The 15465-nt window shown below is 55.6% G+C and carries 19 protein-coding genes and 1 pseudogene; 10 read left to right on the top strand and 10 right to left on the bottom strand.

The annotated features are described in order from the left end of the window. Positions 1-14: 14 nt before the first annotated feature. A complete protein-coding gene (locus tag IPM58_10390) occupies positions 15-833 on the top strand; it encodes a hypothetical protein (GenBank protein ID MBK9307472.1) in 819 nt (272 codons plus the stop codon). 18 nt (positions 834-851) lie between these two features. On the opposite strand, the gene IPM58_10385 is transcribed toward IPM58_10390, so the two are convergent. Further along, complete coding sequence (locus IPM58_10385; GenBank protein MBK9307471.1) at positions 852-1589, bottom strand: methyltransferase domain-containing protein; 738 nt, start codon at positions 1587-1589, stop codon at positions 852-854. Between the two features lie 297 nt (positions 1590-1886). Here IPM58_10385 and IPM58_10380 point away from each other — a divergent pair, with 297 nt between their 5' ends. Beyond that, positions 1887-2504, top strand: a complete 618-nt coding sequence (locus IPM58_10380) for a hypothetical protein (GenBank protein MBK9307470.1) — start codon at positions 1887-1889, stop codon at positions 2502-2504. Here the strand turns inward: IPM58_10380 and IPM58_10375 are convergent. Next, the gene (locus IPM58_10375) at positions 2501-2869 is read right to left on the bottom strand and encodes a hypothetical protein (protein MBK9307469.1); all 369 of its coding nucleotides are present in this window, start codon (positions 2867-2869) and stop codon (positions 2501-2503) included. The genes IPM58_10380 and IPM58_10375 overlap by 4 nt on opposite strands. A gap of 62 nt (positions 2870-2931) precedes the next feature. On the opposite strand from IPM58_10375, the gene IPM58_10370 reads away from it, so the two are divergent. After that, positions 2932-3417, top strand: a complete 486-nt coding sequence (locus IPM58_10370) for a hypothetical protein (GenBank protein ID MBK9307468.1) — start codon at positions 2932-2934, stop codon at positions 3415-3417. Here IPM58_10370 and IPM58_10365 read toward each other — a convergent pair. The 3 genes from IPM58_10365 to IPM58_10355 all read right to left on the bottom strand — a co-directional run bounded on the left by IPM58_10365 (position 3411) and on the right by IPM58_10355 (position 5199). After that, positions 3411-4445 carry a hypothetical protein gene (locus tag IPM58_10365; GenBank protein ID MBK9307467.1) on the bottom strand — a complete coding sequence of 345 codons (1035 nt, stop codon included), beginning with the start codon at positions 4443-4445 and terminating at the stop codon, positions 3411-3413. The genes IPM58_10370 and IPM58_10365 overlap by 7 nt on opposite strands. Before the next feature lie 84 nt (positions 4446-4529). Continuing rightward, entirely contained in the window at positions 4530-4889 is a 360-nt protein-coding gene (locus IPM58_10360; GenBank protein ID MBK9307466.1) for a helix-turn-helix domain-containing protein, read from the bottom strand. A 16-nt stretch (positions 4890-4905) separates the two neighbouring features. Then, entirely contained in the window at positions 4906-5199 is a 294-nt protein-coding gene (locus tag IPM58_10355) for a type II toxin-antitoxin system HigB family toxin (GenBank protein MBK9307465.1), read from the bottom strand. A gap of 313 nt (positions 5200-5512) precedes the next feature. Between IPM58_10355 and IPM58_10350 the strand changes: the two genes are divergently transcribed. Continuing rightward, complete coding sequence (locus tag IPM58_10350; GenBank protein ID MBK9307464.1) at positions 5513-5983, top strand: hypothetical protein; 471 nt, start codon at positions 5513-5515, stop codon at positions 5981-5983. Positions 5984-6157: 174 nt separating this feature from the next. Then, positions 6158-6930: pseudogene (locus IPM58_10345) on the top strand (sulfite exporter TauE/SafE family protein). A gap of 21 nt (positions 6931-6951) precedes the next feature. Here the strand turns inward: IPM58_10345 and IPM58_10340 are convergent. Further along, a complete protein-coding gene (locus IPM58_10340) occupies positions 6952-8091 on the bottom strand; it encodes a carotenoid 1,2-hydratase (GenBank protein ID MBK9307463.1) in 1140 nt (379 codons plus the stop codon). 169 nt (positions 8092-8260) lie between these two features. Between IPM58_10340 and IPM58_10335 the strand changes: the two genes are divergently transcribed. The 4 genes from IPM58_10335 to IPM58_10320 all read left to right on the top strand — a co-directional run bounded on the left by IPM58_10335 (position 8261) and on the right by IPM58_10320 (position 11681). Beyond that, positions 8261-8950 (top strand): LON peptidase substrate-binding domain-containing protein, encoded by a 690-nt coding sequence (locus IPM58_10335; protein MBK9307462.1) that lies wholly within the window; start codon positions 8261-8263, stop codon positions 8948-8950. Between the two features lie 2 nt (positions 8951-8952). Then, on the top strand, positions 8953-9924 hold the full coding sequence (locus IPM58_10330) for an ATP-binding cassette domain-containing protein (protein MBK9307461.1): 972 nt from the start codon (positions 8953-8955) through the stop codon (positions 9922-9924). A 9-nt stretch (positions 9925-9933) separates the two neighbouring features. Continuing rightward, positions 9934-10713, top strand: coding sequence for an ABC transporter permease (locus IPM58_10325; protein MBK9307460.1), 780 nt, complete (start codon positions 9934-9936; stop codon positions 10711-10713). Positions 10714-10823: 110 nt separating this feature from the next. After that, positions 10824-11681, top strand: coding sequence for a transglutaminase family protein (locus IPM58_10320; protein ID MBK9307459.1), 858 nt, complete (start codon positions 10824-10826; stop codon positions 11679-11681). A 1-nt stretch (position 11682) separates the two neighbouring features. Here the strand turns inward: IPM58_10320 and IPM58_10315 are convergent, their stop codons facing one another. Further along, positions 11683-12438, bottom strand: coding sequence for an MBL fold metallo-hydrolase (locus IPM58_10315; GenBank protein ID MBK9307458.1), 756 nt, complete (start codon positions 12436-12438; stop codon positions 11683-11685). 122 nt (positions 12439-12560) lie between these two features. On the opposite strand from IPM58_10315, the gene IPM58_10310 reads away from it, so the two are divergent. Further along, a complete protein-coding gene (locus IPM58_10310; protein MBK9307457.1) occupies positions 12561-13202 on the top strand; it encodes a HEAT repeat domain-containing protein in 642 nt (213 codons plus the stop codon). 89 nt (positions 13203-13291) lie between these two features. Here the strand turns inward: IPM58_10310 and IPM58_10305 are convergent, their stop codons facing one another. The 3 genes from IPM58_10305 to IPM58_10295 form a co-directional block, all read right to left on the bottom strand. After that, positions 13292-13900: an ankyrin repeat domain-containing protein gene (locus IPM58_10305; GenBank protein MBK9307456.1), complete on the bottom strand. Its 609-nt coding sequence runs from the start codon at positions 13898-13900 to the stop codon at positions 13292-13294. A gap of 72 nt (positions 13901-13972) precedes the next feature. Further along, positions 13973-14197, bottom strand: coding sequence for a hypothetical protein (locus tag IPM58_10300; protein ID MBK9307455.1), 225 nt, complete (start codon positions 14195-14197; stop codon positions 13973-13975). Positions 14198-14524: 327 nt separating this feature from the next. Continuing rightward, positions 14525-15340: a metallophosphoesterase gene (locus IPM58_10295; GenBank protein ID MBK9307454.1), complete on the bottom strand. Its 816-nt coding sequence runs from the start codon at positions 15338-15340 to the stop codon at positions 14525-14527. Positions 15341-15465: the final 125 nt, after the last annotated feature.

The raw sequence follows: 15465 nt of genomic DNA, 5'->3' as shown, positions 1-15465 counted from the left end.
GCTACAATCGCCCCATGACGTACCTCATCCAGAACGCTGACGATTTGCGCTGGTTGATCGGCTATACCGGCGGGTTCCGCTCGGGGTATGTCACCGACATCCGGATCACCAAACGTCGCCTTTTTGACGAACGCTCGGGACGTGAGGTGCCGGCTGGAACGACGATCGCCGTGACCATTCGCTATGAGGTACGGGAACTGGTCCGAGTGGCGACGCTCACGATGACGGGGGTGACGGATTTTTCGGTGTTCGAGCAAGATGGAGTTGACTGTTCATCGCTCGGCATTATCCAGACGGAATGGAGCGCTGGAAAACTGCGGTTTTGGTTCGACCCGCAGGGCGAACTGTACGTTGTCTGTGATGAGGCCCACCTCGAGGAAGTCGCCGTTCCGTTCGTGACGGCTCGGCATGCGACGGAACTCGCTCGGTGGGTTTTCCAAGGGCGGACTCCTCAGGGTCCCACTGTCGACTGGTTGTTAGACGAGCTGGACCAGGCGGGTCTGCCTTGCACCTGGCGAAAGACGAATCGGAACGCAGGGACACATTCCGTCGTGCAGTGGGAAGGGGATCTGATTCCAGTCCACAACTCCCTCGCCGGCGAGGACAATATGATGCATGTCCTGGCCTATGGCCCGCTGGAAGGGCATGGCTTCGGATTAATGCTGCGTGTATTCGGGGATCAAAACCAGCAGATGAGCCGCATTCTTGAAGTCCTCGCCGATCACATCACCCGGCAATTTCCTGGTGACTGCCTGGTCGGCACGACGATCATCCCCGGTCGCGACTGGGAGGGCTGGCTGGCACGGGAAGACCACTCACGGCGTAGTCAGTAAGAACCGATGATCTGAAAGTCAGTGCACGTGTTCCGGGGAATACTGTTCCTTCCCATTCCCCGATGAAAAACCGACACCATCACTACCGTTCATATAGCTAGGAATGCGGTGTCCTGCACCGTTTCCGTTCGTCTGCTTGGTCTTTCCGTTCACACACTCGACCAGCGCCCAAAACCGCAAGGGATTGACGCTCTGCTTCCTTGCAACATGCAAAGACGTCCCTTCCAACACAGTATTCAGCGAGAGATCCGTGCGCCAACCCAAGTGTTTGGTCAATGGCGAGATCACTTTCTCCACCGCCGCGATCACTTTGTTTCCGTTGCTGAAGTGGTTCAACATGACAATCCGGCCACCAGGACGACAGACCCGAATCATCTCATTCACGACCTTTCGATAGTCTGGAACCGCCGTGACGACGTATGCGGCGACCACCGTATCAAAGCTGTCGTCTTCAAATTCCATCGCGCCCGCATCCATGCGATGAAGCTCAACATGATCGAGTTCAAGCGCTCCGGCCTTTTCTTTGGCTTTTGCCAGCATGCCCTCCGAGAGATCGATCCCGACGATGCGGCAATGGCGTGGATACATCGGAAGGGCCAGCCCAGTCCCCACACCCACTTCCAAAATGTGTTCGTTCGGCTGTACGTTCAGATTCCGAATGGCCGATTCACGCCCCTCATGGAACACTTTTCCAAACACCTTATCGTAAAAGCCCGCGTACGTCGTGTAGACACGCTCAATTTTGATGGGATCCATGCTCTCCTCCAAACGCCAGACGACCCACTCGCTGCGTGCGCTTTGCTGCGGAGTGTAGACAATTAATTCGCGATGTGTGGACGTAGGAATAAAATTGTGGCGGGAAACCCCAGTGATACAAGACCCGCCCGGAACGTCGCCCGCCGTACTCTAGCCAAACTGCTCTTCGTGAGTCAACAGATTCCTTGGACGACTTGGAAATCGGAGTCTTCGCGTGACTCTTTGGTGTGGGACACGAATAATCCTGCGATCCCGTTGTCTTGATTCAGGCTCCACTCCTATGGGATAGCTACGGCCATGCTTCTCGCGGGTCTCTTTGCAGCTGCCTTATGCGTCGGGTTGGTCGTCGGCGATTGGCTGTATTTCATCCGGCTGACGCCGTACGCCGTTCGGTATGGCTGCCGGGTGGCAGATCGTTCGGAACAATGGCCGAATACCGCACTGAGCACGGTGCGTGAACGATTCACTCCCACCGGCGTGTTGATGCTCCCCCACGGAGTCGCCCGCTTTTACCCGGAATCATCTCAGATCGCAATTCGTCCGCGGTATCGATTCTTCTCGAGGCGATTTCGTACGGCCTGGCCGGTGAAGGGTCTGATTCATCTTGCTGCGCACGACCATGCGCTGGGGACTCTCTGTGTGAAACGCATTCCATGGTCATCGACGCTGATTACATTCATGTGGTTTGCACTTGTGTTCATCGGATCACTGACCTTTGTCGTTCAATACGCCATGGAAGGTGGGTTCGCCTCGCTAGGAGGCGCGCTGGTTGGGCTCGGCATTGTCGGGCTGGCAGGTCTTGTCTTGGCCTTCGGGCTCGTCACCCTCGCCTTTTCCTATCGTCTGGAAGATACCCGCCTGATGAAGGTCTACGAGGAGCTGCGCGAGACGCTCTCGAGTCCAGCCTCTTCCTAACCATTGCTCTGGCCATGCCCCTCGAGTCGAAAAAACTCCAGGAAATGGTCGTATTCGGCAGGCAAACTGACTGCCGATCGATCTCGCACCAGGCCGGCGATGATCCCACGGTGTTTCTTCGACAGGCCTGAGGCTTCAAAGGCGCGTTGGAATTGCCGCCAGCGCAAGACAGGATCAGTCAGGACTCGGGTTTGTTCTTCAATCGGAAGTCCATGGACCGTGGTTGTCAGGGTGCGGACCGCTTTTTCCACGCTTTCGTACGGTGGAGCCAGTTTGAGCCCCGCATAGAACGTGTCGAGGTGGTGACGAAACTCCGTTTTAAGCGCATGGAACTCATCAGGTGTGGCCGGGAAGAATTCTGGCATGATATTCCGGACAATGATACGGTAAGAAGGAGCCAGGTCACAACTTATTCATGGAGGGACATATGCATCGGATGGTCAATGGTTTACTTGTGGCGATAGGAATGGTCGTTCTGGTCGGGTGTTCCTCATACCACCATCATCACCACGGCATGGGAGCAAGCAAGAGCGACGCCTATTGGCAGAAGGGTCAGCAAGACATGGAAGGGCTGATCAATCGGACGGTACAGGACCCTACTAAGGCCAAAGAGGTCAATGCGCTCGTTGCTGAGATCATCACCGAACTGAAAGCCGGCCGAGAACAGGAACGGAACTATCACCGGCAACTCTACACACTCAACACCAGTTACACGGCCGCGCCCGAGGAATTTTCAAAGATCCTCAACGAAGCGACCGTTCAACGGACGGAAAGTTCGGCCAAGGTCCTCTCTCTGAGATTTAAGATGAAGGAACTGATGACGGCCGATGAGTGGAAAGCCATGTCCGACAAGATGCTGTCCTACAGCGGTCGGTATCAGCACGGGAGTGGTGGAGCAAAGTCCGGCTACTGATGTATCACCGGCGCGGTTTTGAGCGGCACAGCCGCCCAGGTCGCGCCGGCATCGGTCGATCGATAGAGCCCACTCCCGTTCGTTCCGGCATACAGAAGCTGCGAGTTCTTTGGATTCATGGCCAGGGCGCGAATGTTCAGCGTGGCAATGCCCTGGTTCACTCCCTTCCAGGTTGTTCCACGATCGACGCTTTTCCAGACTCCGGCTGTGCCACCGACATAGAGTACCGACTGATCCGAGGGATGCAGGAGCAGGCTGCTGATAAAGGGATCCGACAAGGATTCTCCGATTCGGTCCCAGGCTTCCCCCTTATTCTCCGTCCGAAAAAGCCCTTTCGTCGTCCCTGCATACACGATATCGGGATTCGTCCGATCGATTTCAATGGCATTGACACCTAGCGCCATCGCCGCCATCAGCTCACTCTCCGGGATTAGCCCATTATTGATCCGTTTCCACGACATCCCGGCGTCGTCTGAGCGATACACTCCTCCCGTTGTCCCTCCAAACAAGATGGTGGGATCCTTTGGATTGATGGCGATCGACGTCACAATGTGGACTTCCTTCATCCCGTTCATCCGTTCTTCCCACTCGCGGCCTGCATCCTTTGAGTAGTAGGCACCGACGGTCGTGGCGATATAGATCTTTTCGTTGAGTGCCGGGTGAAACACGAACTGATTCACGAACGACACATGCTCTTTCAACCCGACGTTATGCGGCAACCACCGTTGCCCGCCATCCGGGCTCTTGTACACCGCGTCCCCCATCGTCCCGGCATAAATCGTGGCCGGCAGCACAGGATCGATCGCGAGCGTCGTCACCCGACGGGCACTAAAGCTTGGAAACCTCTCCCAGGTCCCACCCCCATCACGCGATTTGTAGACGGCATCGTTCGTCGCCACGTAGAGGATATTCGCGTTGGTGGGATGCAGCGCGATGGAGACGATGGACTCGCTCTCCTTCTGACAGGCGAGCGCGGAGATCAGAAGCGTAAGAGAAGCCAATGTAAGGGCAGCGCGAAGCAGCGTCATCGTGGTGCGGGACCTAACCACAGCGATCGGATGGGAGTCAAGCGGAGGGGACCAAACGACTATGTTGGTGAGGGGAAGGAGTGCCTACGCTGCGGTCCCTATGAGGCTCTCCAGGGGAATGTGTAACTTGCGGTGAAGTCGACGAATCATCTCGAGCGAGAGAGTCCGCTTCCTTGTGAAGATTTCCGACACACGTCCGCGCCCGCCCAATAGACTCTCCAAATCCCTCCGCGTCATGCCGAGTTGATCCATCCGAAATGTGATCGCGTCGACCGGGTCTGGAGGACAAATCGCGTGATGTTTCGCTTCATACGCTTCGACAAGCGTCGTGAGTACGTCCAGCTCATCACCGGCCTTCGTGCCTGGTTTCGCATCCATCAGTTGTTCAATGCGACCTAACGCCCGGTCATAGTCTCGGGCCGTCTTGATTGGAACAATGGTCATGGCAACTCCTCCCCTGCTAGATGCTCGTCACGTCGATCGCATCGTACTCGACGTGTGTGCCGATGAATCGAATGTACACCACTCGGTACGGATAATTGATCTTCACAATCAACCGATATTGATTCCCCGCCACGTTGAAGACAACCCGATTGCCATGCAGGACACTGGCTGAACGAAAGTGAGCTTTGACTGCCGATGGAGATGCCCAATCAGCATGGGTGACCTCCTGATGCCAGGCTTCCAAAGGCCCCTTGGCCTTTGGGTATCGCTTCCAGAAGTTTCGGAGTGCCCGCTTGGCAATGATGCGCACGTCCTACTATAGCACGCTCCCAATATGGGAACAATCGCCCCCGTCACAGATCGCAGTAGTATCGCACGCCTGAATCTTGCCTTTTGCACATCAGAGGCCTACAGTTCAGCCATCCTTGGGTTGATGGAATCCTTCATCTTCCTGCGAATACGACCGTATCCATTGATAACGAAGCTGGTTCTGCGTGACCAGAAATTTCGAGATGAGCAAAAAGCTGACCGGCAAGGCACTTGCCAAATTCGAGGCCAAACGCGATGTGTGGCAAGAAGTCTTAGCTGGCGCGCGCCAGAAGAAGTGAGGCCCCCTGGCTGTCATGGATAATCTACAAGCACTATACGATCGGTATCAGGCTGCTATCCAATCCCACGCAGAGAGCAATCCAGCTGACATGGAATCGTGGCATCAGCCTGACGTTGTCGAGTTTAGCGAGTTACAGCACCTGATGTTACCGCATGCTGAATCCGGAGATATGCACTGTCAGTACGCAATGGCCACAATCCTTTGGGGGGGGCTGTGCTGTGAGTCTGAAGATGACTGGATGGCAGGTTATCCAGTGAGGATTAAGGAAGCTACTCGCTGGTGGATAGCTGCGGCAACACAGGGACATGTGTATGCCCTCGATAACCTCGTTACATCGGGGATCGGACCTGAGGCAGAGCGTGCCAGAGAGGCATCTCGCGTTCTTGAACAGGAGCGTGGTGACCTATTAGGCGCCTCACACGGTATGCCTGTCTATGGGCCAGATTTTTTTGCAGAGCTCAGTAGGCGATTCTATGGCAAATAGGATAGGGCTACGAAGCAGGCATCGCGGACAGATCTTCCCTGGGGCACGCTATAAGTCCCAACCCATTGGACTAAACAGCTAGTTCTCCTCTGAGCTTTCACAGTTCTAGCGTCAGCTACATCAGCTCCTTCAACCTCTGCTACGATGCCTCACCTGCCCTCTAGGAGAAAGATATTGGACCTCCTCATCGTCTGCATCGTAGCATTACTTGCCTCCGCCCTCACGCTGTTTTCCGGATTTGGGCTCGGCACGCTGCTGATGCCGGTGGTCGCCCTCTTCTTCCCGCTGGACCTGGCGATTGCGATGACGGCCATGGTCCATCTGGCGAACAACCTCTTCAAGATTGGGCTGCTCGGCAGAAAGGCCAATCGCTCTGTACTGCTACAGTTCGGGTTGCCAGCAATCGCGGCAGCCTTTGTGGGAGCTGCATTGCTGACGTATCTGGGGGAAGTCAAACCGATCTACGAATACCACGCGTTTGGGAGCGCTCAGCAGGTGTCGGCGCTCAAGCTCGTGATCGGTGTCCTCATCATATCCTTCGTGGTCCTGGAGCTTTCTCCCACCTTCTCCAAGATCGCGCTCGATCGCCGATGGCTCCCGCTCGGCGGCCTTATCAGTGGGTTCTTCGGCGGCTTGTCGGGGCATCAAGGCGCCTTTCGGAGCATGTTTCTGATCAAGGCCGGACTTGAGAAAGAGGCGTTCGTCGCCACCGGGGTCGTACTCGCCGTCATGGTGGATCTCTCCCGCATGACCGTCTATGGCGCGGATATCTCAGCCCACGGGGAGCCCATCGCATGGCAGTTGGTCATCGGCGCGAGCTTGTCTGCCTTTGCCGGGGCCTACATTGGCGAAAGGTGCTCAAGAAGGTCACGCTTCGGTCGGTCCAACTGATTGTCTCGGGTCTGTTGATTGTAGTTGGAGTTGGGCTAATCGCGGGCGTCTTGTGATCCGGCGACTCAGTTTTTCGATTACAGTTTGAGCCGCTCGGTATAGCCGGTCAGCTCGACGTAGCCCTGGCCCTTCACAGGCCTGCCTTGTTTAGTCCCCGTCACCGCCACCGCACCTTCCCAGTAAGACACCATAGTGCTGCGAGAGGTACGCAATTCCTGATCAGCAACGAGCGGAACAACGTCCAACACAAGGTCGAGTGAGGGGAACTTCAAGCGCCACCTCGCCGGATAGGTGGCCTTGCTCCCAGGGCTGGTCCAGGTTGCAGTCGACTCGATCTGAAAGTCTGTCACTTCGAGGTGTTGAGTCCGTCCATCTGATGATATGACCGTCCCGCTGGACGCAAGGTCCGTGGCCCCATCATTAAGCCGCATGCCATAGAGCATCAGCTCCGTGTTGTCGCCCAACTGGATGCTGAACCAGTCCCAGCCGACTTGCTCGGCCCCCAGTTCAGATGATCCGAATTCATGGTCCATCCAGCTTGTTCCGGATACTTCGAACTGTTCACCATCGATCGTCAGGCTCCCCGTCGTCGAGAGTCTGGTAAACGAATAGTAGTGCGAGGCTTGACTCACATCCTTGCCTTTTTGGCTGATTCCCGCCGCGCCATGCGCAACCGGAGGCTTGGTCGGCTCGAGCCTGAGAGCGAGGCTATGTGTTTCATCGCGGGCAACGAGGGTATGGACTCCGGCAGAATCCGGCTCAGCCTCCGCGCTCCACTTGTCGATCCATACGCGAAGTCGCGATTCGTCGGCTCCCGCCTTTCCCAACCCTTCGCGGCTGAGTTTTTCCGAAAAGTGGAATCGTTTGCCGGTGATGTCGGTCACGGCGAAATGGGCCAGATAGATGTGGCGCAGCGACCATTTTGAAGGTAGGGTCTTAATATCTTCCGGCAAAACCCCGCGACGAAAAAAGGTCAGCTCGAAACCGAACGATCGTCCGTTCGTGGTGTGCAGGTGCCCTGTGTAGTACCACCACTCCGTCCGGCAGCTCGGATGCGAGCCGTGGTCTCTTGGAAACTCGTACCGATACCCGGCGGTTGCTGGTTGAAACGTTGCGGCGGGAGGATTTTCGCCGGACGCCAGGGCCCAATCAAAGCCAAGCGCAGCCGTGAGAAGCATGACGAGTCGAGCACCTCGAATCATTCGTGTTCCCTTCATGATTCCACTCAGAGTGCCGTGCTAGAGCCTGATGTCTCGGGCTGTTTATAGCATGCGCGTCCATGCGCGAACAAATCGCTTGTCTGTGAGCGCGGTTTCACGATTCTTCGGTATTCATCGATCAGTATCCAGCGTTGACAATTTTCACGCGCCTCAGCTATCGTGAGTTATGTTGACTGATCGCGAGCATGGACCATCGAACCCAGGTCCAGCCAAGCAGGAGGATGCCTTCATTATTCCGAACCGCCTTCCGGTGTTCCCGTTACCAAACGTCGTCTTTTTTCCAAAGACCTATTTACCTCTCCATGTGTTTGAACCACGGTACCGCCGCATGGTGGCCGACGTGACCTTAGGCAGTCAATGTATCGCCATGGCTCTCCTGAAAGAAGGCTGGGAGCAGGATTACTATGCAAACCCGGCCATCTATCCCACACTGTGCATTGGACGGGTCATGAGCGTACAGCCCTTGCCCGATGGCCGTTCCAACCTCTTGCTCCAAGGCCTCGAACGATGTGAGATTCTTGAGGAATACTTCGAGAAGCCCTACCGTGAAGCGACCATTCGCCTGACCCCCATGCAATCGAATGAGGGGCTGTCCACCAACGTCAGGCGCTCGCTGATCGAAGTGCTGGGACGGTATCTCCAGGCCAGGGAGGATAGCGCGGCATGGCAGGGGTTTTTCCGTGAAGAAGTCAGTGATGAAGTCCTCGTCAACACACTCTCCACCTACTTGGACTGCACACCGCTAGAAAAACAATTTTTGCTGGAAGCCGACGGATTGCACCAGCGGGCCCGTCGGCTGAACGATGTGGTGCAGTTCATGCTGCACGAGCATCGCGGCGCAAAGGACTGGGATTAGACATGGATCGAACCGTCGCGATTGACGTCAGCCGTTTGTGCAAGACCTACGAGACTCATAAAGCAGTCGATGACTTGTCGTTTCAGGTCTATGCCGGGGAGATTTTCGGCCTGCTGGGACCGAACGGCGCCGGCAAAAGCACGACGCTTCGCACGCTGATCACCCTGTTGCATCCAACATCGGGGACAGCCACCATTATGGGCTATGATTCCGTGCGGGAGGCGGACCAGGTGCGGACCGTGATCGGGTACGTACCGCAAGAACGGGCGATCGATCGGTTCCTGACTGGGCGGGAACACCTTCAATTGCTGGGTGCCCTCTACCATCTGTCGAAGGAAGAGGCGACTAAACGGATCGACGAGCTGCTCACGCTGGTGGAGTTAGAGGCTCACGCGGACCGCCCGGCGAAGACTTACTCCGGCGGAATGAAACGCAAGCTCGACATTGCCTGCGGGCTGCTGCCGGACCCCAAAATCTTGTTCCTCGACGAGCCGACCCTCGGCCTTGATGTGCAAAGCCGTCTCCGGATTTGGGAATATGTCCGGATGCTCAAAGCTCGCGGCATGACGGTCGTGATGACGACCAACTATCTGGATGAGGCCGATCAACTGTGCGATCGACTAGCTATTATCGATGGTGGGAAAATCAAAACGATGGGATCGCCGGTTGAACTCAAGATCGCGCTCGGCGGGGACATCGTCTCCTTGACCCTCAAGGAGCTCGACCGGATCCCGACACTCGAGACTGCGTTGAAGGGACAGCCAGCCATTAAATCCGTCCGAGCTACCACAAAGGGTTTGGACATTCGGGTCGAATCACCTGAGAAGGCGTTGCCCACCATTCTAGAGTCAGCCAATCGATTAAACTGCAATATTGAGTTCATTCAGTACAACCGACCTCGCTTGGACGATGTGTTCATCGCCCATACAGGCCGGGCCATCACCGAATCGATCCCCGAGGCCGAATCGGCATAAAGGAGTCCCGTGGAGCATTATTGGCAGGAAATCAGCGCGTTGACGATGCGGTGGGTTCGACGGTTGAGTCGCGAGAAATTCAGCATGCTGTTCACACTGGTCCAGCCTATGCTGTTCTGGCTTATTTTCTTCGGAAATCTGTTCCAGCGGGCGGCGGACACACAGGTCATGCAGGCCCCGAACTACATCAGCTTTCTGGCCGCCGGGGTCGTCGTGATGACCGTCTTGAACAACGGCCTAGCCGGCGGCGTCGATCTGCTGTTCGATAAGGAGAATGGATTCCTCGAGCGGTTGATGTCCACCCCGATTCATCGCACCTCCGTCATCTTGAGCCGATTTATCTTTGTCATGGCGATTACATCCATGCAGGTCCTCGTCATTCTTGGCGTGTCCTATCTCTTCGGTGTGCAGCCCGCCACGGGCATCCTCGGCGTGGCGATGATCTTAGTGATCGGCATGATGTTCGGCGTCGGCCTGACGGCCATCTCCATGGCCATGGCCTTTTCCGTCAAAAGCCACGGTGACTTCTTTTCGGTTCTCGGCTTCCTGTCGTTGCCGATGATTTTCCTCAGCTCTGCGCTGGTCCCATTGAATGCCATGCCGGGATGGATGAGTTTCTTGGCCCAGTTCAATCCGATGACCTGGGCAATTGATGCCGTACGCCCCCTCATCCTGTCCGGGTGGAGTGAGGCGTTGCCTCATGTGGGGATGGTGATCGTCGTCATGCTGGTCTTTGATGCGCTCTGTCTGTACGGAGGGGCCAAGGCGTTCCGTCGCGCGATGGGCTGATCGCACGGAACAAGCGATCGCTTGACGTCAACCGGCATCCATTGGATTATGAAATTACGCTGCGGTCGCCTGACCAGCGCACCATACAGCGGCTGAAGCTCCCAGATGCAATGATTCCTGAAAGCCAAATTCGTGCGCTGATTCGACTGTTGTCCGATGAGGATGACAAGATCGTTCGAACTATCAGCGGACGACTCATCGACATCGGTCCCTCGGCGCTCCCGCTGCTCCAGGAAGCTGAAATCGAGCAGCCAGAAATGGGGGACCGGATTGCGTCCGTCCTCGAAGAAATCCGTGGAGGAAAGCTGGAAGATGAGCTGACGAATCTGGTGGCTCGTTCGAACGCCTCTGTCTGCCTGGAAACCGGAGCCTTTCTCATCGCTCGTTACGCCTACCCGACGCTCGACGTGGCGCACTATCGTGAACGGTTGAACATGATGGCGGATGAAGTTCAAGCCAGGATCGGCTGTCGTGCGTCCGGTGAAGAAGCCGTCAATGCGTTAAATCGGTATCTGTTCACCGAACAAGGGTTTAAAGGGAACACCAAGAACTACTATGAAGTTGAGAACAGCTACCTTACCTGCGTCATGGATCGGCGTATCGGGATCCCCATCAGCTTGTCTGCTGTCTACCTCCTCCTCGGCCAGCGCTTGGGGTTTCCGGTGTTCGGCATCGGCATGCCGGGGCATTTTCTCGTGAAGTATGAGTCCGATCGGTACAAGATTTTCATCGATTGTTTCAACGGTGGAGCCTTGCTGACGGAAAAGAATTGTGCTCGATTTCTCACGGAAGCCGGCTACGGCTTTGATGATAAGTACCTGCAGAAGAGCCCGGTCCCTGCAATCTTGTCACGGATGGTCAAGAACCTCTTGGCGATCTATTCCAAAGCCGGAGACTCGATTAAGACTGAGCGTTTGACCAAGTTCATCGAAATCCTGGGTGGCGCTCCTCGCGAAGAGGGACTGTAGCCTACAGCTTAATCGTCAGCAGATCTTTTCCCTTCCAGATCTTTCCGCGATACTCTTCCGCCGCCTGCGCCTTCACATCGTAGCGATCCGCGATTGGGTAGAAATGCGAAAGGATGAGTTGCCCCACACCGGCCTCCTTTGCCACCTGGCCGCACTGGCCGGCGTGCAGATGCGCAGCCCCTGGGCGATTCGCAGGAAAGGAGCAATCAAGAACGGCCAGGTCGGCCTCCTTGCACAATGAGATCACCTCGTCACAATATTGGGTATCCCCTGAATAGACGACCGTCTTCCCCCGGTACTCAATCCGATAGCCGACACTCGAGAGATCCGGGACATGGACCACGGGTTTCGGAACGATATGAGTGTCCCCGATGGTAAATGGCTTACTGGTTACTTCTTTGAATGCGACCTTGAATGGTACCGGTGAAAAACTGGGGAAGCTCTGCATGATCGACCGCAAGAGCCGAATAGTGCCCTTCGGGCCGATCAGCGTCATCCCCGGACGATGCCCGCCTCCGTATTTGGCATAGATGACGGCGTCGAAAAAGAAGGTGATGAAGTCGGAAAAGTGGTCCGCATGAAAGTGGGAGAACAAGATGTGCGTGATCCTGTGCCTGTTCACACCGGTCTTGACCAGATTCATTAATGTACGTGGGCCGAAGTCCAAGAGAATATGTTGATCCGTCCGTACCAGATAGCCGGCTGCGGCACGAGTGGGATGTACGTTGGTACCGGAACCAAGAATAGTTAATCGCATGGGCACGATTGCAGGATGACCGTTGACGCAACATAGTCCTATTCGGAAGAACCGGTCAAGCCGACGATGTGAGCGGCAATTGATTGACGACTCTTCGATCACCTTCGTAAGATCACAATTCCATGAGGACATTGATCCGAAACGAACAGGGGGAGATCAACCCCGCCTGGCTTATTGTAGTAATTGGCCTCATCGTGGCCGGCGTGTGGATTTGGAAACGGCTGTCGATCGAGGCACAAGACTATATCGTCGATCAAGCCGTGCCGATGACGCTGATCGGCTCTGTGATGGCCCTGCTGTTGTGGATTCCGATCAATGCCCTTCGTCGCCGGCAAGCCAAGTCGCAGGAACGAACCCGCCTATTGGCATTGTTTGACCGAGCAACCGTCCAGGAGAAACGGCTGGATCTGGCCTTTGCCCTGCTGGAGAACAATGCCTACCGAGTTGATGGATTGGATTCGGCTGTTCCCGCCTTGAAGGAACTGTTTACGACAACCTTGCAGCGAGCCCTGGACGACAAACAACATCGGATCAGGGGAATGGCCGCCAGTCATCTGGGTGCGCTGGAAGATCTATCAGTCGTGCCGTTGTTGCTCAAGGCCCTTGAGGACGACCACGCCTATGTCCGTTCCTGTGCTGCCTTGGGGTTGGGACGGCTGAGGGCAACCGAGGCACGGGAGCGGCTGAAGACTGTCATGGAGCATGACTGGGACCAAACCGTCCGAAGCCGGGCCAGAGAAGCACTGGAACGGATGCGAGAGTAAGAGCACGGCGTCGTAGATGGAGGTGGCGTAACCGGTGGCGATAAGCGCGGAGCTGACCGGATCACCGATTCCCAACGGTGCAATGGTGTCTACGGCACCTGCTGCTTAAAGGATTGGTATTGTTCCAATAGACGTATGATCAGCGAGGTGTCTGTAATGTTCTCGTCTTTCAACCTCCTTGCCAATGTCAAAGGTGTGTCACCCTTGGTGGCAAACTCGGTCGATTCCGGCACTGCTTGGTCCACCCGCGCACCGTTCTTGAGAAGGTGTTCGACGACCAGATGGTTCCCCGAACTCACGGCAAAATGGAGATTCGGGACGCCCAAGGGACCGATATCATTCACACGTTCTCCTGAAGCGAGGGCCAGGTCGATCATGCGATTGACTCGACCCGACTCTTCGGCAAACCCAGGCAATCCAGACCGGCACTTGATTTGACCTATGGAAAACGCGATCAAGGTGTTTTCGATGTTTCTGAATCCCTGCGCAAGGGAAGGAGACAGTGTTATGAATCGATAGGCTGTATTAGACAGAAATCGGTTCCTATCAGATGGAATCGCATGACACTGGGATTGGTCGCTGAATCCGGCTGCTCGAACAAGGAGGGGTTGAAAGAGGCCTCCATAAGGCAGTACGAACAGCACAGCCCACACAGCGACGAGAAAACCAGCGAAGACCGCGATGGTTTTGTGTGTCATGGACGGTTTGCTCCATGTCATCGATATTGCGCCAGTTGCTGAGAACGGACCGCTGTGTGACCTACAGCATGGTTATGGCTGAATGCCATGAGAGTCGAACGCAGCGATCACTGCATCAGCGAGATCTAAATAGAATTCCCGTTCACTGGCCGACCCACAGCCCGTCACCTGAACTTCGATACCCGGATGATTGCGCACCCGTACGGAGGCGGGCTTCCCGGCACCATATGAGAGAAATTTGCGTAGATGCTCAAAGTCGCCACGTTGTCGATCGGAAAGATCCTCAATGAATTCCATGCCAAAATCTGGATAGGCATACTCTAGTTTCTCGCTGGACTCCTACTTAAGATACGTGCGGTTACGAAGTACGACCTCCAGGCCGTCATATGATCCCCATCGTTCAGGTACGACTTCGGACTTCCACTCCTGGAGTTTGAACAGACCAACCATATCAACAGGTACAAATCCACCTAAGTGGTTACGATGGCTCAGACGAGTTTAGGCAGAGACTAACACAGAATCGAGCAACGGCCTATGGAGACCGAAAATGTGGCTCACGGGAGAAGGAAGATGAGTTGAATTCGACGGGAGTAAAGACTCTACAGCTTATGCCCCGATGCATACCTATATCCACTCAATCACGGCAATCTCAGGCCGACAGTTCAGGCGAAAGGGAAGGAAGGACCACCCTAACCCTCGGTTGACGTACAGCCTGTGCCGACCAGATTCGTGCCAGCCAGCCACACGGCCGTTGCACCCAGGAGGAAGCCAGAAGGTGGGGATTCCTGGCACTCTCCATTGCCCACCGTGGCTGTGTCCGCAGAGAATCAGATCAATGGCATGGTGCGGTTCGACGAGATCCAGGATGTTCGGCGCATGGGCCAGCAACAGCGTAAAGCGATGGTCCGCACAAGCAGGGACACATCGAAGATCGGCTCGATGCAGCGAGGGATCATCGACGCCGGCGATGACCAGCTCTCCCTTTCCCGTTGAAACCATCGCACTTTGATTCACCAGCAGGGTGATCTTGTGTCGATCGGCTCGTTCGGCATACTCTGCCACCGGCACGCCACTGTAATGATCATGATTGCCCAACGTCATGTACAGGGGAGCGATGGCACGGAGCTGTTGGAGAAATCGAAAGAGATGAGGAATACCTTCCGGCACGTTGAGCAGGTCTCCGGTGATGAAAATCCAATCTGGGCGAAGCTGCTCGACAGTGGCAACAATCTCGTCATGTCGCGTGTGATATCGGTCAAGATGGAGATCGGTGAGGTGGATGGCACGACGACCGGCGAGAATGGGATGACTGTGAGTGAGGAAGCAGACTTCATGATCGGACAACCCCCATTCCCAATGTGGGGCAAGGCTGAAAACTCGATAGAGGGGTTCACTCAAACAATAGCCGACACATGATCGAACATGGTCAGACCAAGACACTCTCCGCCTGGTGCTCATTCCTCAACCCGTGAGTGGTCTGATCCGTTGTCCATGGGCTGAAAAAGTATAGCATGGGGTCATTGTTCACCAGATTGAACGCTCTATTTTCACAGATCGCTGTGATT

Origin of the sequence: Nitrospira sp. (assembly GCA_016715825.1) — a bacterium.
Taxonomy (GTDB): domain Bacteria; phylum Nitrospirota; class Nitrospiria; order Nitrospirales; family Nitrospiraceae; genus Nitrospira_D.
Note: the sequence above shows the minus strand (reverse complement) of the source record. Positions and strands in the feature narration are given on the sequence as shown.

What these genes read in the sequence shown, in the direction of transcription:
- IPM58_10370 (MBK9307468.1), top strand. Translation starts at nt 2,932, where the DNA reads ATGCATCGGATGGTCAATGGTTTACTTGTGGCGATAGGAATGGTCGTT.
- IPM58_10365 (MBK9307467.1), bottom strand. Translation starts at nt 4,445, where the DNA reads ATGACGCTGCTTCGCGCTGCCCTTACATTGGCTTCTCTTACGCTTCTG.
- IPM58_10315 (MBK9307458.1), bottom strand. Translation starts at nt 12,438, where the DNA reads ATGCGATTAACTATTCTTGGTTCCGGTACCAACGTACATCCCACTCGT.
- IPM58_10305 (MBK9307456.1), bottom strand. Translation starts at nt 13,900, where the DNA reads ATGACACACAAAACCATCGCGGTCTTCGCTGGTTTTCTCGTCGCTGTG.
- IPM58_10335 (MBK9307462.1), top strand. Translation starts at nt 8,261, where the DNA reads ATGTTGACTGATCGCGAGCATGGACCATCGAACCCAGGTCCAGCCAAG.
- IPM58_10390 (MBK9307472.1), top strand. Translation starts at nt 15, where the DNA reads ATGACGTACCTCATCCAGAACGCTGACGATTTGCGCTGGTTGATCGGC.
- IPM58_10340 (MBK9307463.1), bottom strand. Translation starts at nt 8,091, where the DNA reads ATGAAGGGAACACGAATGATTCGAGGTGCTCGACTCGTCATGCTTCTC.
- IPM58_10360 (MBK9307466.1), bottom strand. Translation starts at nt 4,889, where the DNA reads ATGACCATTGTTCCAATCAAGACGGCCCGAGACTATGACCGGGCGTTA.
- IPM58_10320 (MBK9307459.1), top strand. Translation starts at nt 10,824, where the DNA reads ATGATTCCTGAAAGCCAAATTCGTGCGCTGATTCGACTGTTGTCCGAT.
- IPM58_10330 (MBK9307461.1), top strand. Translation starts at nt 8,953, where the DNA reads ATGGATCGAACCGTCGCGATTGACGTCAGCCGTTTGTGCAAGACCTAC.
- IPM58_10300 (MBK9307455.1), bottom strand. Translation starts at nt 14,197, where the DNA reads ATGGAATTCATTGAGGATCTTTCCGATCGACAACGTGGCGACTTTGAG.
- IPM58_10350 (MBK9307464.1), top strand. Translation starts at nt 5,513, where the DNA reads ATGGATAATCTACAAGCACTATACGATCGGTATCAGGCTGCTATCCAA.
- IPM58_10375 (MBK9307469.1), bottom strand. Translation starts at nt 2,869, where the DNA reads ATGCCAGAATTCTTCCCGGCCACACCTGATGAGTTCCATGCGCTTAAA.
- IPM58_10380 (MBK9307470.1), top strand. Translation starts at nt 1,887, where the DNA reads ATGCTTCTCGCGGGTCTCTTTGCAGCTGCCTTATGCGTCGGGTTGGTC.
- IPM58_10310 (MBK9307457.1), top strand. Translation starts at nt 12,561, where the DNA reads ATGAGGACATTGATCCGAAACGAACAGGGGGAGATCAACCCCGCCTGG.
- IPM58_10385 (MBK9307471.1), bottom strand. Translation starts at nt 1,589, where the DNA reads ATGGATCCCATCAAAATTGAGCGTGTCTACACGACGTACGCGGGCTTT.